Below are 16,123 nucleotides of genomic sequence, written 5' to 3'. Positions count from 1 at the left end.
TGGCGCTCATGCTTTTTGACAAACATTTAGTGACGAGTGTGGAGTTCGGCGCAGACTTGACCTTATCCATGGGCGACATGGCCGAATCCGTTTCCGACGCGCTAACACAGGTAGTCAGGGGCTGGTCGCGATAAGTACGCCGATGTCGCTGGCAGGTAAGTGGGTGTCCTGCGCCTTACGCAGAATTCGCATCATGAGGCCGGTAGTCGGCCGTGGAGATTGAGCATGTCCCAAAGCTTCCTGAGCCCGGTAAATACCCAGACATGGGCCAACGGCCGTCACCTGGTGCGCGTGGTCAAGGTGATCCAGGAAACCTGGGATGTACGCACGTTCTGCTTCATGGCGGACCAGCCGATCATGTTCTTCTTCAAGCCAGGGCAGTTCGTGACCCTGGAGCTTGAAATCGAAGGCGTGCCGGTGATGCGCTCTTACACCATTTCCAGTTCGCCTTCGGTGCCTTACAGCTTTTCGGTGACGATCAAGCGCGTACCCGGTGGCAAGGTGTCCAACTACCTGCATGACACCCTGCATGAAGGTCAGGAGTTGGCGGTGCACGGTCCGGTCGGGCTTTTCAACGCCATTGACTACCCGAACCCGAAAATCCTCTACCTGAGTGGCGGCGTCGGCATCACGCCGGTGATGTCCATGGCGCGCTGGTTCTACGACACCAACGCCAACGTCGACATGGTGTTCGTACACAGCGCCCGCTCGCCAAAAGACATCATTTATCACCGTGAGCTGGAACACATGGCGTCGCGGATTGATAACTTCAGCCTGCACCTGATCTGCGAGAAGCATGGTCTGGGTGAGCCATGGGCCGGTTATCGCGGGTATCTGAACCAGAAGATGCTTGAGTTGATGGTGCCGGACTTCATGGAACGCGAGGTGTTCTGCTGCGGCCCTACACCGTACATGACGGCCGTCAAACGCCTGCTGGAAGCCAACGGCTTCAACATGGCGCAATACCATGAGGAATCGTTCGGCGCGACACCTCCCGAAGCGCGTGCCGATGCTGTGGAACAAGCCGAAATCGCCGCTGAAGCGCCTGAAGTCGATGCCTCGGATCTGCATCAGGTGGAATTCACCGACACCGGCAAGAGCATTCGTGTGGCACCGGGCGAAACCGTCCACGCCGCCGCCGCCAAGCTCGGCCTGATGATCCCCAAAGCCTGTGGCATGGGCATCTGCGGGACCTGCAAGGTAATGAAACTGAGCGGCGAAGTGGACATGGAGCACAACGGCGGGATCACCGAAGAAGACGAAGCCGAAGGCTACATCCTGTCGTGCTGCAGCATTCCGAAGGGGGATGTGCGGATCGAGTATTGATTCTTAGGGAAAATACAGACCCTGTGGGAGCGGTGCTTGCCCGCGATAAGGGCACTGCAATTTTATCTGTAGATCACCGAAACCCTATCGCGGGCAAGCACCGCTCCCACATTGAATCTGATTACGTCAGGAGAGCGGTGCAGTCCTTACAAACTAAACCGTGAAACCATGCTGTTCAGGTCAACCGCCAGACGCGTCAGCTCACCACTTGCAGCGCTGGTTTGCGCAGCGCCGTCGGAAGACTGGGCCGACAGGTCGCGGATGTTGACCAGGTTGCGGTCCACTTCACGCGCGACTTGAGCCTGCTCTTCTGCGGCACTGGCAATTACCAGGTTGCGCTCGTTGATTTCCACGACGGCGGTATTGATGGTGTCCAGCGCCAAGCCTGCGCCTTTGGCGATATTCAGGGTCGACTCGGCCCGCTCGGTACTGTTGCGCATTGAGCTGACCGCTTGTTCGGTGCCACCTTGAATGCTGCCGATCATGCGCTCGATTTCGCTGGTCGACTGCTGAGTGCGATGCGCCAGTGCACGCACTTCATCAGCCACTACCGCAAAACCACGCCCGGCTTCACCTGCACGCGCAGCTTCAATGGCGGCGTTGAGGGCCAGCAGGTTGGTCTGGTCGGCGAGACCGCGAATCACATCAAGCACTTTGCCGATGTCACGGGACTCCTCAGCCAGATTACCGATCAGGTCCGCAGTGCTTTGCACATCACCGCTCATGCGCTCGATTGCATTCACTGTTTCCTGAACCAGATCACGACCATCGCCCGCCGACGCAGTGGCGTTTTTCGAGGCTTCGGAAGTACTGACCGCGTTACGCGCCACTTCTTCCACGGCGCTGGTCATCTCGTTGACAGCAGTGGCCGCTTGTTCAATTTCGTTGTTCTGTTTCGAGAGCCCACGAGCGCTCTCGTCGGTGACCGCGTTCAGCTCTTCAGCAGCAGAAGCCAACTGAGTGGCGGAACCGGAAATACGGGACAATGTGTCTCGCAGCTTTTCCTGCATTTTCTGCATGGCAGCCAGCAAACGACCGGCTTCGTCTGTGCCATCGACTTTGATCGGGCGAGTCAGATTGCCCTCGGCGATGGTCTCTGCCGCTTCAAGCGCAGAGCTGATCGGCAACGTAATGCTCTTGGTCAGCAACCAGGCGAACAGCATGGTCAGGATTGTAGCGATAATCAGTAGACCCACGACAAGATTGAACGCCGATGAGTACTCATCGGCTGCCGCTTGGTTAGTCGTGGTCAATTGCTTGGTATTGAGGTCTGCAAGCCTGGCCAGAACAACGTTCATCTGGTCAGAGTTGGCAGCGGATTCTCCGTTGAGCAGTTTGGCCATCTCCTCAACTTTACCTGCACGGCTCAAGCTGATGACGCGCGCCTCAATCTGGCGATATTGAGCCAGCAACTGCACGAACTCGCCGTAGGCTGCTTTCTCTTCCGGGGACTCGATCAACTTTTCATAGACGACCTGAGCGTCGCTGATCTGCTTGTTACGGACAGCGAACAGCTCGATGGTCTTGTCCTGTACGTCAGGCTCGCGATTGGTCAGCAGACGGTAGGATAAAACCCGCATGCGAATACCCGCCACGGTCAGGCCGTTCAGGCTCTGAATACTGGGTACGCTGTTTTGCGCAACCTGATCGCCTGCGGTGCGGATCTTGCTCATTTGCATCAGCGCAAATACACCAAGAATCAGCATAAGGGTGCCAATCAAGGCAAATCCGAGGAACGCGCGTGGCGCGATATTCATTGTTCGTAATGACATGTTTGTTTCCAGAAGAGGAGGAGCTTTCCTTGTGGATAGGAGATTTGAAGCGCTTGCGATTACATGCCTATCGGTCGGCAAGCCAAAGTCTTGAGGTGAGCTGTATCAATGAAGACGCGGCAGAAAGTCGCAGTCTTTTTAAAATGCGGCAGAGGGCCATGTAAGTCATTGAAAGGCAACGTTTACGGGGGCTAGCCCTGAAAACTCGACAATTTCGAAGCCCGCATATTTCTTCGTTCGGCACGGACTGACGAGCAGCAGGAACCAGATCGGTAAATCACAGTCAACAGGGCCTGTTTATGCACTTGCCTTCAGGGAGGACGCCAGCGCGCCAAAACGCCGTTATTTAAGTGGCTTAACTGGTATGCGCAGTGACTTTTCTTTAAGGTGTGCGCCCGTTGAAATTTGCTTGAGAAATCAAAATGTTGGAAGCATCCCTTAGCCAGTTGGAACAACTTGTCACTGACCTGGTGCAACAGAACCAGCAGTTGCAGAACACGAACACTCAGCTCAGCACAGAGCTGGCCCAAGCCAGGGATGACAACGACAGTCTGCAACTGAGCCTGATGGAGCAGGAAGAGAAACAAGGCGCCACTGCAGCGCGCATTCAAGCCCTTGTTGACCGTGCGACCAGCGCAAGCGCGGTCAGCGCATGAGCACTGACAGAAACGGGGTAACAGTCGTTTCGATTCTCGGCAACGACTATTCGATCAAAGCGCCTGCCGGTGAAGAGCAAACCTTGCAGCAAGCCACCGCATTGCTCCGCGCATCGCTGGCCGATACCAAACGCAAATACCCGACCCTGATCGGCGACCGTTTGCTGGTACTGGCGGCCTTGAACCTGTGCTCGCAGCAAATCGACATGAAACAGCAGCACCAACTGGAACTAGACCGCTGCCGGGAGCAGGTCGATGCAACGGTGGATGCGATTTCCAGAACGATCGCGCAGGGCTAAACCCTGATTCAAATTTGAAATGCGGGCTCCATGTGGGAGCCAAGCTTGCTCGCGATAAGGGCAACGCGATCTAAGGTGAACCGGATCCAGCCTTATCGCGAGCAAGCTCAGCTCCCACAGGTTTCATTCCAACTGAGTTCTTGCGTTAAGCCCCCATCACCAAGCGGATATCCGCCGCCAGCTCGCGCACGCGCTCTTCCTCGGTGTCCCACGAGCACATGAAGCGTGCACCGCCGTTGCCGATGAAGGTATAGAAGCGCCAGCCTTTAGCCGTCAGTGCTGCGATGGCAGGTTCTGACAATTGCAGGAACACACCATTGGCCTGCACCGGGAACATCAGTTCAACGCCCGGGATGTCCTGAACCAGCGACGCCAGCAGTTGCGCGCAATGGTTGGCGTGACGAGCATGCTTGAGCCACGCATCGCCTTCCAGCAGGCCGACCCACGGCGCAGAAAGGAAGCGCATTTTCGACGCCAGTTGCCCGGCCTGCTTGCAGCGGTAGTCAAAATCTTCAGCCAGCTTGTGGTTGAAGAACAGGATGGCCTCACCGACCGCCATACCGTTCTTGGTGCCGCCAAAGCACAGCACGTCGACACCGGACTTCCAGGTCAGCTCGGCCGGTGAACACTCCAGAAACGCACAGGCATTGGAGAAACGCGCGCCGTCCATGTGCAGGTTGAGGTTGAGCTCCTTGCAGGTCGCACTGATCGCCTTGAGCTCGTCCGGCTGGTAAACACTGCCCACTTCCGTAGCCTGAGTGAGGGTCACGACACGAGGTTTGGGGTAGTGAATATCCTGACGCTTGAGCGCCACTTCGCGGATTGATTGCGGCGTCAGCTTGCCCTGTTCGCTGCGTGCAGTGAGCAGTTTGGAGCCGTTGGAGAAGAACTCCGGAGCGCCGCACTCGTCAGTTTCGACGTGGGCCGTTTCCGAACAGATAACGCTGTGATAGCTCTGGCACAGCGACGACAGCGCCAGGGAGTTGGCGGCCGTACCGTTGAAGGCAAAAAATACTTCGCAATCGGTTTCAAATAATTTACGGAATTGATCAGAGGCGCGCGCGGTCCATTCGTCATCGCCGTAAGCGCGCTGGTGGCCGTGGTTAGCCTGTTCCATCGCAGCCCAGGCTTCAGGACAGATGCCCGAATAGTTATCACTGGCAAACTGCTGGCTTTTATCGGTCATGGCCGAATCCTTGTCATTGATTATGCTGCGCACTGTAGCGAAGATCGCATCGCAGCAAAACCGTTGGAGCGAGGCCTGCCCGCGAAGAACGATAATGCGGTGTATCTGCTGTATCGAGGTGCCTGATTCGCGGACAAGCCTCGCTCCAACGCCCCCCCCTATTCCCGGAGAGATATGGATCTATCGAACCCGCCTTACCTGCCCGGACGCGACAAGGCGCTGGACCTGCTCAAGTGGCTGGCGATGCTGGCCATGGTACTTGACCATTTGCGCTATGTCGGTTGGTCGATAGATGTGCTGTACGTGCCTGGACGGTTCGCCTTCCCTTGGTTTTGCCTGGCGATCGCGGCAAATCTGGGGCGCAAGTCCGCGCTGTTTCCTGACCCCAAAGTGCAGTGGCGTTATCTGGGCTGGATGCTCTTGTTCGCTGTACTGGCCGAGCTCCCCTATCGGCTGTACATGGCGGATGACGTTCACACGCTGAATGTCTTGCCGACGCTGGTTCTCGGCCTGCTGATCGCCCAGGGCTGGCGACACCGATTGCCGGTTACCCGAGTTATGGCGCTTGGTTCGCTGCTGATCGCCGCTTTATTCCACAAATATTTGATGTTCGGATTCTTTGGCACGCTATTGCCGCTGACGCTGCTTTTGGTGCTGCGTCGCCCTCTTTGGCTCGCGCTGGTGCCGGGCGCTATCTGCGTGGCGGGCAACGCCTGGCCGCAAATGTTCGCGGGCGCAGCGTGGGGCGATCCGATCTCGATTGGCTCGCTAGTTGCCTGCCTGATCGCGCCCATGCTCGGGCTGGCCCTGCTGCGCCGTCGTTTGAGCTTCCCAGTCAAACCGATGCGGCGTTGGGCCTACGCGATTTATCCGGTGCATTTTCTGGTGTTGTTGGGCCTAAAACTAAGTCTATTTTCCTAGCGTTATGTCTACACATCTTAAAACAGCAATGAGCACAGAAAAAACTCACGCAACCTGAAGGTCAGCTCCCAACATCGTAGCGCTGACCCCAAGACAGGTCGCTGTAGGGTCTCTTAGTTCCCAGTCGGCTGGATCGCAATAGTCAGCCTCAACTTGCCATCCTGCATAACTTCAAACAGCTTATATACAATCTCGTAAAATCTCAGAGGGTTGGAATACATCAACCTATCTCCCGGATTCATCAAGGGTAGCGCGTCGTAGAAATCGAACTGCGGCAGTCCGGGGACCTCCGCGCCGTCAACATCCTGGACTTTCACTTCGGATATAGAAGCCATTTCGTTTCTCCAATTAATGTTAAAAATCTCATGGCCAACTTAAAAAACACTACCGTCGACGAAGCTATTCAGAACCTGTTCTGCTCACCTGCCAACTGTAAGAAGTAACAGGTTTTCCCTTATTCCTGACAGGCGGTGCGGCCTGGCTGGACAAGCTGTCAGCGCTCGATTATCTTTCGCCCAGGCCACCGCAGTGGCCAACGTCGCTCGGACGGTTCCGGGCGCTTACGTATCTGAGGCCTCCATGGCAGACCTACCTTCGCCGCGCCGCTTTGCGCGGATCGATCGACTCCCCCCGTACGTCTTTAATATCACCGCCGAGCTGAAAATGGCCGCTCGCCGCCGTGGTGAAGACATCATCGACTTGAGCATGGGCAACCCCGACGGGCCAACTCCACCGCACATCGTCGAAAAACTCGTTACCGTTGCCCAGCGTGAAGACACTCACGGCTACTCGACTTCGCGTGGCATCCCGCGTCTGCGTCGGGCGATTTCCAACTGGTACAAAAAACGCTACGACGTCGATATCGACCCGGAAGAAGAGGCCATCGTAACCATTGGTTCGAAGGAAGGTCTGGCGCACTTGATGCTCGCCACCCTCGATCAAGGCGACACGGTGCTGGTGCCAAACCCGAGCTATCCGATTCACATCTACGGTGCCGTGATTGCTGGCGCTCAAGTGCGTTCGGTCCCACTGATCCCAGGTGTGGACTTCTTCGCCGAGCTGGAAAAAGCCATCCGTGGCTCGATCCCGAAACCGAAAATGATGATCCTCGGTTTCCCGTCCAACCCGACAGCGCAGTGCGTGGAGCTGGACTTCTTCGAACGCGTGGTTGCGCTAGCCAAACAGTACGACGTTCTCGTGGTTCACGATCTGGCCTACGCCGACATCGTCTACGACGGCTGGAAAGCTCCGTCGATCATGCAGGTGCCGGGCGCCAAAGACATCGCGGTCGAGTTTTTCACCCTGTCCAAAAGCTACAACATGGCGGGCTGGAGGATCGGCTTCATGGTCGGCAACCCGGAGTTGGTCAACGCTCTGGCGCGGATCAAGAGCTACCACGACTACGGCACGTTCACCCCGCTGCAGGTTGCGGCCATTGCTGCACTGGAAGGCGATCAGCAATGCGTGCTCGATATTGCCGAGCAGTATCGCCAGCGTCGTAACGTGCTGGTCAAAGGCCTGCATGAACTGGGCTGGATGGTCGAGAATCCAAAAGCGTCTATGTACGTCTGGGCCAAAATTCCGCCCGCCTACGCCCACCTTGGTTCGCTGGAATTCGCCAAGAAGCTGCTCGCCGAAGCCAAGGTCTGTGTTTCACCGGGTGTCGGTTTTGGTGAGTACGGCGACGATCATGTGCGATTCGCGCTGATCGAGAATCAGGACCGGATACGCCAGGCCGTGCGTGGTATTCGCGGCATGTTCCGGGCGGATGGGCAGTTGCCCGCAAAAGCAGTGGTCTGATTGCGACATTAGCGGCATAAAATCCCCCGGCATCCCCGGGGGATTTTTGTTTGTGCCGTATTTGTGTAGGAGCTGCCGAAGGCTGCGAAGACATTGGCCTATGGAAATGCGTTCGCAGCCTTCGGCAGCTCCTACAAGGGATTGCGACCTTTCCTGGCGGCATGTCGTAAACGCACCTTTGTGTGGCGTGCGCAGGCATTTGGCGTCTTTGGTCCGGCCCTAGTATCGCTGTCAAAGGGCCCTGCTTAGATGCTGCGGCTCTACCGATAAGTCAGGCGCGACGCCGCCGCTGGGAGAACCGCGATGTTCAGCAAGAATGACCAAATCCAAGGCTATGACGATGCACTGCTGGCCGCGATGAATGCCGAAGAGCAGCGTCAGGAAGATCACATCGAGCTGATCGCCTCGGAGAACTACACCAGCCAGCGCGTGATGGAAGCTCAAGGCAGCGGCCTGACCAACAAATACGCCGAAGGGTATCCGGGCAAGCGCTACTACGGCGGTTGTGAGCATGTGGATAAAGTTGAAGTGCTCGCCATCGAGCGCGCCAAGCAACTGTTCGGCGCTGACTACGCCAACGTGCAGCCGCACTCCGGCAGTTCGGCCAACGCCGCGGTTTATCTGGCATTGCTGCAAGCTGGCGATACCGTTCTCGGCATGAGCCTGGCCCACGGTGGTCACTTGACCCACGGCGCCAAAGTCAGCTTCTCCGGCAAGCTCTACAACGCGGTGCAGTACGGCATCGACACCAATACCGGCCTGATCGATTACGACGAAGTCGAGCGCATCGCCGTCGAATCCAAGCCAAAAATGATCATCGCCGGTTTCTCGGCCTATTCGAAAACCCTCGACTTCCCGCGCTTCCGGGCAATCGCTGACAAGGTCGGCGCTTACCTGTTTGTCGACATGGCCCACGTTGCAGGACTGGTCGCTGCCGGTCTGTACCCGAACCCACTGCCGTACGCAGACGTCGTGACCACTACGACTCACAAAACCCTGCGCGGCCCACGCGGTGGCCTGATCCTCGCCAAGGCCAACGAAGAGATCGAGAAGAAACTCAACTCGGCAGTATTCCCCGGTGGTCAGGGCGGCCCGTTGATGCACGTGATCGCCGCCAAGGCTGTGTGCTTCAAGGAAGCAATGGAGCCGGAGTTCAAGGCGTATCAACAGCAAGTGATCGATAACGCCCAAGCCATGGCGCAAGTGTTCATCGACCGTGGCTATGACGTGGTCTCCGGCGGTACTGACAACCACCTGTTCCTGGTCAGCCTGATCCGTCAGGGTCTGACCGGCAAAGACGCCGACGCCGCTCTGGGCCGTGCGCACATCACCGTCAACAAGAACTCCGTACCGAACGACCCGCAATCCCCATTCGTGACTTCGGGCCTGCGTATCGGCACACCCGCCGTCACCACCCGCGGCTTCAAAGTCACCCAATGCATCACGCTGGCTGGCTGGATCTGCGACATTCTCGACAACCTCGGTGATGCCGACGTCGAAGCCAATGTCGCCAGTCAGGTTGCAGCCCTGTGTTCCGATTTCCCGGTTTATAGCTGAGTCAGGAGTAGTTATTCATGCAGCATTACTCAGGCTTCGGCCTCTTCAAACACTCCCTCAGCCACCACGAAAACTGGCAGCGCATGTGGCGCACGCCAACCCCGAAAAAAGTCTACGACGTGGTTATTGTCGGCGGCGGCGGGCACGGACTGGCGACGGCTTACTACCTGGCCAAAGAGCACGGCATCACTAACGTGGCCGTGGTCGAAAAGGGCTGGCTGGGCGGTGGTAACACGGCGCGTAACACGACCATCGTGCGCTCCAACTATTTGTGGGACGAATCAGCGCATCTTTACGAACACGCGATGAAACTGTGGGAAGGCCTGTCTCAAGACCTGAACTACAACGTGATGTTCTCCCAGCGTGGCGTTTACAACTTGTGCCACACGCTGCAGGACATGCGTGACTCCGAGCGCCGGGTCAGCGCCAACCGCCTCAACGGCGTAGACGGCGAACTGCTCAACGGCAAACAGGTGGCGGACGAAATCCCGTATCTGGATTGCTCGAAAAACACCCGTTACCCGATCATCGGCGCCACCGTGCAGCGTCGCGGCGGCGTAGCCCGTCACGACGCCGTGGCCTGGGGGTTCGCCCGTGCCGCTGACGCCTTGGGCGTTGACCTGATCCAACAAACCGAAGTGACCGGTTTCCGCAAGGAAAACGGCGTATGCATCGGCGTGGAAACCAATAAAGGTTTCATCGGCGCCAAGCGCGTCGGTGTAGTCACGGCCGGTAACTCCGGGCACATGGCGAAACTGGCTGGCTTCCGTCTGCCGATTGAATCTCACCCGCTACAAGCGCTGGTGTCCGAACCGATCAAGCCGATTATCGACAGCGTGATCATGTCCAACGCCGTACACGGTTACATCAGCCAGTCCGACAAGGGCGACCTGGTGATCGGTGCAGGTATCGACGGCTGGGTCGGCTACGGTCAGCGTGGTTCCTACCCGGTGATCGAACACACGATTCAGGCCATCGTCGAGATGTTCCCGGTGTTGTCCCGCGTGCGCATGAACCGTCAGTGGGGCGGCATCGTCGACACCACGCCGGACGCCTGCCCGATCATTTCTAAAACTCCGGTCCCGAACATGTTCTTCAACTGCGGCTGGGGCACTGGCGGCTTCAAGGCCACGCCGGGCTCGGGCAACGTGTTTGCAGCAAGTCTGGCCAAAGGCGAAATGCATCCGCTGGCCAAACCGTTTTCCATCGACCGTTTCCACAACGGCGCACTCATTGACGAACACGGCGCTGCCGCTGTCGCTCACTAACAGGAGATTCACCCATGCTGCACATCTTCTGTCCTCACTGTGGCGAACTGCGCTCCGAAGAGGAATTCCACGCGTCTGGCCAGGCACACATTCCGCGTCCACTGGACCCGGCGTCCTGCACCGACGAGCAATGGGGCGATTACATGTTCTTCCGCGATAACCCTCGCGGGCTGCATCACGAACTATGGATCCACGCCGCCGGTTGCCGTCAGTACTTCAACGCGACCCGCGACACCGTGACTTACGAGATTCTCGAAACCTACCCGATTGGCGCTAAACCGCAGTTCACAAACCCTGCGTTTGAGAAGACAGCCAGCGGCGAGGGAGACCAGGTATGAGCCAGACCAACCGACTGCCCAACGGCGGCCGCATCGACCGCAGCAAAGTCCTCAACTTCAACTTCAACGGTCAGACCTATCAGGGCTTTGAAGGCGACACGCTCGCCGCAGCCCTGCTGGCCAACGGAGTTGATGTCATTGGCCGCAGCTTCAAGTATTCCCGCCCTCGCGGCATCTTCGCGGCAGGATCTGAAGAGCCGAACGCGGTACTGCAGATTGGCGCTACCGAAGCGACCCAGATCCCGAACGTGCGCGCCACGCAACAGGCGTTGTATTCGGGCCTCGTCGCGACCAGCACCAACGGCTGGCCGAGCGTCAACAATGACGTGATGGGGATTCTCGGCAAAGTAGGCGGCAAGCTGATGCCGCCGGGCTTCTACTACAAAACCTTTATGTACCCGCAGTCGTTCTGGATGACGTACGAAAAGTACATCCGCAAGGCTGCCGGCCTCGGTCGTTCACCAACTGAAAACGATCCGGACACTTACGACGCCATGAACCAGCACTGCGACGTGCTGATCGTTGGTGGTGGCCCAGCAGGTCTGGCTGCTGCTCTGGCAGCCGCTCGCAGCGGTGCCCGGGTGATTCTGGCCGATGAGCAGGAAGAGTTCGGCGGCAGTCTGCTGGACAGCCGCGAAAGCCTGGATGGCAAGCCCGCTGCTGAATGGGTCGCGACGGTAATCGCCGAGCTGAAAAGCCTGAAGAACAGCGTAGTGCTGCTGCCTCGCGCCACGGTCAACGGTTATCACGACCATAACTTCCTGACCATTCATGAGCGCCTGACCGATCATCTCGGCGACCGCGCACCTATCGGCCAGGTCCGTCAGCGTATGCATCGGGTTCGCGCCAAGCGTGTTGTGCTGGCCACCGGTACTCACGAACGCCCACTGGTTTACGGCAACAACGATGTGCCGGGCAACATGCTGGCCGGTGCGGTTTCCACGTATGTACGTCGTTATGGCGTAGCGCCGGGCAAAAAACTGGTGCTGTCCACCAACAACGATCACGCCTACCGCGTCGCGCTGGACTGGCTCGACGCCAGCCTGCAAGTGGTAGCGATTGCCGATGCACGTCACAACCCACGTGGCGCACTGGTAGAAGAGGCCCGCGCCAAAGGCATTCGGATTCTGACCGGCAGCGCCGTGATCGAAGCACGCGGCAGCAAGCACGTTACAGCCGCTCGCGTCGCTGCTATCGACGTTAAAGCCCATCGCGTCACCAGCCCCGGCGAGTGGCTGGACTGCGACCTGATTGCCAGTTCCGGTGGCTACAGCCCTATCGTTCACCTGGCGTCACACTTGGGCGGCAAGCCGGTCTGGCGTGAAGACATCCTCGGTTTTGTGCCGGGCGAAGCACCGCAAAAGCGCGTGTGCGTCGGCGGCGTAAATGGCGTCTACGCATTGGGCGACGCATTGGCCGATGGCTTCGAAGGCGGCGTGCGCGCAGCCAGTGAAGCCGGTTTCAAAGTGGTCGAGGGCGTTCTGCCGAAAGCCCTGAGCCGCTCTGAAGAACCAACGCTCGCGCTGTTCCAGGTGCCTCACGACAAGCCTACTGCCCGTGCGCCGAAGCAATTCGTCGACCTGCAGAACGATGTCACCGCGGCGGCTATCGAACTGGCGACCCGCGAAGGCTTCGAGTCGGTAGAACACGTCAAACGCTACACCGCTCTGGGTTTCGGTACCGATCAAGGCAAGCTGGGCAACGTCAATGGCCTGGCCATCGCTGCCCGTTCGCTGAACGTTTCCATCCCGGAAATGGGCACCACCATGTTCCGCCCGAACTACACACCCGTGACCTTCGGCGCAGTAGCCGGTCGTCACTGTGGGCATATCTTCGAGCCAGTACGTTTCACCGCCCTGCACGCCTGGCACGTGAAAAACGGTGCCGAATTCGAAGACGTCGGCCAGTGGAAACGTCCGTGGTACTTCCCGAAAGCCGGTGAAGACATCCATGCTGCCGTGGCCCGTGAATGCAAGGCCGTGCGTGAAAGCGTTGGCCTGCTGGACGCCTCGACACTCGGCAAGATCGACATTCAAGGCCCAGATGCCCGTGAGTTCCTCAACCGCATCTACACCAACGCCTGGACCAAGCTCGATGTCGGCAAGGCGCGCTACGGCCTGATGTGTAAAGAAGACGGCATGGTCTTCGACGATGGGGTTACTGCCTGCGTCGCCGAAAACCATTTCATCATGACCACCACCACGGGCGGCGCGGCGCGCGTGCTGCAATGGCTGGAAATCTACCAGCAGACTGAATGGCCTGACCTGAAGGTGTACTTCACCTCCGTGACCGACCACTACGCGACCCTGACCCTGTCTGGCCCGAACAGCCGCAAGCTGCTCAGCGAAGTGACCGACATCGATCTGGACCGCGAGGCCTTCCCGTTCATGACCTGGAAAGAAGGTCTGGTCGGCGGTGTTCCAGCGCGAGTGTTCCGTATTTCGTTTACCGGTGAGCTGTCTTACGAGGTCAACATCCAGGCTGACTACGCCATGGGTGTGCTGGAAAAGATCATCGAAGCTGGCAAGCAGTACAACCTGACGCCATACGGCACCGAAACCATGCACGTGCTGCGGGCCGAGAAGGGTTTCATCATCGTCGGTCAGGACACTGACGGCTCGATGACCCCGGACGACCTGAACATGGGCTGGTGTGTAGGCCGCACCAAACCGTTTTCGTGGATCGGCCAACGCGGCATGAACCGTGAAGACTGCGTGCGTGAACAACGCAAGCAACTGGTGGGCCTCAAGCCGGTTGATCCAACAAAATGGCTGCCGGAAGGTGCGCAACTGGTGTTCGACCCTAAACAGTCGATCCCGATGACCATGGTGGGGCACGTGACCTCCAGCTACGCGGCCAACTCCCTGGGCTATTCGTTTGCCATGGGCGTGGTTAAAGGCGGCTTGCAGCGCATGGGCGAGCGCGTGTTCTCACCGCAGGCCGATGGCAGCGTGATTGAGGCCGAAATTGTCTCCTCGGTGTTCTTCGATCCGAAGGGTGAGCAGCAGAACGTTTAAGGCTGGTGCTCCCCCTGTAGGAGTGAGCTTGGTCGCGATCGGCTGCGAAGCAGTCGTAGAAATGGTGAATGCGCCATTATCTGAAAGTCGTTCCGACTTTATCGCGAGCAAGCTCACTCCTACAGGGGCCAGGTTCAAAACAGAATTCAAAACAGGTGCTCTATGACCACAGCCAACGTTTACCAGCAGCGGCCAACGACCGGCCAAAAAGCCGAGTCACCGTTGTTCCACGCCGACCTCAATAGCCTGGTCGGCAAAGGGCGCGCCAATCCGGGCGTGATCCTGCGCGAGAAAAAGTTACTCGGTCATCTGACCATTCGTGGCGATGCTCACGATCCTGCTTTTGCCGCAGGTGTGCACAAAGCTCTGGGTATGGAATTGCCTGGCGCACTGGCGCTGGTTATCAGCGGAGAAAGCTCGATTCAGTGGCTCGGGCCTGATGAATGGCTGCTGATCGTACCGACCGGTGAAGAATTCGCCGTGGAGCAAAAACTACGCGCTGAACTGACCGGTCTGCACATTGCTATCGTCAATGTCAGCGGCGGTCAGTCCATCCTCGAACTGAGCGGCCCGAAAGTCCGCGAAGTGCTGATGAAGTCCACCAGCTACGACGTACATCCGGACAACTTCCCGGTGGGTAAAGCCGTCGGCACCGTGTTCGCCAAGTCTCAACTGGTCATCCGCCGTACTGGCGAAGAAACCTGGGAACTGCTGATCCGCCGTAGCTTCTCCGATTACTGGTGGATGTGGTTGCAGGATGCGAGCGCCGAGTACGGCCTGAGCATCCAGGCGTGATGCAACACATCCCCTGTAGGAGTGAGCTTGCTCGCGATCGGCTGCGGAGCAGTCGTAAAAAGGTGACGGCACCATTTCTGAAAGCCGTTCCGGCTTTATCGCGAACAAGCTCACTCCTACAGATGTCAAAACACCCAGGAGTTATCGAATGAGCCGCGCCCCCGACACATGGATTCTGACCGCCGACTGCCCCAGCGTGCTGGGCACGGTGGACGCGGTGACCCGCTATTTGTTCGAGCAGGGCTGCTACGTCACTGAGCACCACTCGTTCGACGACCGGCTCTCCGGCCGCTTCTTCATTCGTGTGGAATTCCGTCAGCCAGACGGTTTTGACGAACAGGGCTTCCGCGCAGGGCTGAGCGAACGCGGCGAAGCCTTTGGCATGATCTTCGAGCTGACTGCGCCGAACTACCGGCCAAAAGTCGTGATCATGGTCTCCAAAGCTGATCACTGCCTGAACGACCTGCTCTATCGTCAGCGCATCAACCAACTGTCCATGGACGTGGTTGCCGTGGTGTCTAACCATCCGGATCTGGAACCGCTGGCGCGCTGGCATGAGATTCCGTACTACCATTTCCCCTTGGACCCTAACGACAAGCCCGCTCAGGAAAGCAAAGTCTGGCAGGTGATCGAGGATTCCGGCGCCGAGTTGGTGATTCTTGCCCGCTACATGCAGGTGCTGTCGCCGGACCTGTGCCGCAAGCTGGACGGCAAGGCGATCAACATTCACCACTCGCTGCTGCCCGGATTCAAAGGCGCCAAGCCTTACCATCAGGCTTACAACAAAGGCGTGAAACTGGTGGGTGCCACCGCGCATTACATCAACAACGATCTGGACGAAGGTCCGATCATTGCCCAGGGTGTGGAGGTGGTGGACCACAGTCACTACCCCGAAGACCTGATCGCCAAAGGTCGCGACATCGAAGGCCTGACGTTGGCAAGGGCAGTGGGTTATCACATTGAGCGGCGTGTGTTTCTTAACGCCAACAGGACGGTGGTTCTTTAAAAGCACCGCTTCGCGGTATCGCGAGCAAGCTCACTCCTACAGGTAGACGCGAACAACTGTAGGAGTGAGCTTGCTCGCGATGGCGGCGGCATGAACGACATCAATCCAAGCAAACACCCCAGAGCAATCAGTGCGTTGCTGCAGTACCCAACAAAAGCAGCGCATTTCTCCGCGACATAACA

Annotated in this window: 13 protein-coding genes; 11 read left to right on the top strand and 2 right to left on the bottom strand. The window is 58.1% G+C overall.

Annotation, left to right across the window (positions count from 1 at the left end; genetic code table 11):
* Positions 1–225 precede the first annotated feature (225 nt).
* Positions 226–1,326, top strand: a complete 1,101-nt coding sequence (gene gbcB, locus AUC61_RS01905) for a glycine-betaine demethylase subunit GbcB (protein ID WP_243244208.1) — start codon at positions 226–228, stop codon at positions 1,324–1,326.
* Positions 1,327–1,472: 146 nt separating this feature from the next.
* Here the strand turns inward: gbcB and AUC61_RS26820 are convergent, their stop codons facing one another.
* A complete protein-coding gene (locus AUC61_RS26820; protein WP_479692262.1) occupies positions 1,473–3,032 on the bottom strand; it encodes a methyl-accepting chemotaxis protein in 1,560 nt (519 codons plus the stop codon).
* Positions 3,033–3,520: 488 nt separating this feature from the next.
* On the opposite strand from AUC61_RS26820, the gene AUC61_RS01895 reads away from it, so the two are divergent.
* Positions 3,521–3,754 (top strand): hypothetical protein, encoded by a 234-nt coding sequence (locus AUC61_RS01895; RefSeq protein WP_243244206.1) that lies wholly within the window; start codon positions 3,521–3,523, stop codon positions 3,752–3,754.
* A complete protein-coding gene (locus tag AUC61_RS01890) occupies positions 3,751–4,053 on the top strand; it encodes a cell division protein ZapA (RefSeq protein ID WP_243244205.1) in 303 nt (100 codons plus the stop codon). The genes AUC61_RS01895 and AUC61_RS01890 overlap by 4 nt, the downstream gene beginning before the upstream one ends.
* A gap of 145 nt (positions 4,054–4,198) precedes the next feature.
* On the opposite strand, the gene AUC61_RS01885 is transcribed toward AUC61_RS01890, so the two are convergent.
* Positions 4,199–5,239, bottom strand: coding sequence for a threonine aldolase family protein (locus tag AUC61_RS01885; protein ID WP_243244204.1), 1,041 nt, complete (start codon positions 5,237–5,239; stop codon positions 4,199–4,201).
* 174 nt (positions 5,240–5,413) lie between these two features.
* Between AUC61_RS01885 and AUC61_RS01880 the strand changes: the two genes are divergently transcribed.
* The 8 genes from AUC61_RS01880 (at position 5,414) to purU (ending at position 15,941) form a co-directional block, all read left to right on the top strand.
* The gene (locus tag AUC61_RS01880) at positions 5,414–6,160 is read left to right on the top strand and encodes a TraX family protein (RefSeq protein WP_243244203.1); all 747 of its coding nucleotides are present in this window, start codon (positions 5,414–5,416) and stop codon (positions 6,158–6,160) included.
* A gap of 579 nt (positions 6,161–6,739) precedes the next feature.
* The gene (gene alaC / locus AUC61_RS01875) at positions 6,740–7,960 is read left to right on the top strand and encodes an alanine transaminase (protein WP_243244202.1); all 1,221 of its coding nucleotides are present in this window, start codon (positions 6,740–6,742) and stop codon (positions 7,958–7,960) included.
* Positions 7,961–8,263: 303 nt separating this feature from the next.
* Positions 8,264–9,517 carry a serine hydroxymethyltransferase gene (gene glyA / locus AUC61_RS01870; protein WP_243244201.1) on the top strand — a complete coding sequence of 418 codons (1,254 nt, stop codon included), beginning with the start codon at positions 8,264–8,266 and terminating at the stop codon, positions 9,515–9,517.
* A gap of 17 nt (positions 9,518–9,534) precedes the next feature.
* The gene (locus AUC61_RS01865) at positions 9,535–10,785 is read left to right on the top strand and encodes a sarcosine oxidase subunit beta family protein (RefSeq protein WP_243244200.1); all 1,251 of its coding nucleotides are present in this window, start codon (positions 9,535–9,537) and stop codon (positions 10,783–10,785) included.
* Positions 10,786–10,799: 14 nt separating this feature from the next.
* Positions 10,800–11,123 carry a sarcosine oxidase subunit delta gene (locus AUC61_RS01860; protein WP_243244199.1) on the top strand — a complete coding sequence of 108 codons (324 nt, stop codon included), beginning with the start codon at positions 10,800–10,802 and terminating at the stop codon, positions 11,121–11,123.
* A complete protein-coding gene (locus AUC61_RS01855) occupies positions 11,120–14,140 on the top strand; it encodes a sarcosine oxidase subunit alpha (RefSeq protein ID WP_243244198.1) in 3,021 nt (1,006 codons plus the stop codon). Before AUC61_RS01860 ends, AUC61_RS01855 begins: the two co-directional genes overlap by 4 nt.
* Positions 14,141–14,302: 162 nt before the next feature.
* On the top strand, positions 14,303–14,935 hold the full coding sequence (locus AUC61_RS01850) for a sarcosine oxidase subunit gamma (protein ID WP_243244197.1): 633 nt from the start codon (positions 14,303–14,305) through the stop codon (positions 14,933–14,935).
* Between the two features lie 148 nt (positions 14,936–15,083).
* A complete protein-coding gene (purU, locus tag AUC61_RS01845) occupies positions 15,084–15,941 on the top strand; it encodes a formyltetrahydrofolate deformylase (protein ID WP_243244196.1) in 858 nt (285 codons plus the stop codon).
* Positions 15,942–16,123: the final 182 nt, after the last annotated feature.

This window comes from Pseudomonas maioricensis, assembly GCF_022790535.1.
GTDB lineage: Bacteria > Pseudomonadota > Gammaproteobacteria > Pseudomonadales > Pseudomonadaceae > Aquipseudomonas > Aquipseudomonas maioricensis.
Note: the sequence above shows the minus strand (reverse complement) of the source record. Positions and strands in the feature narration are given on the sequence as shown.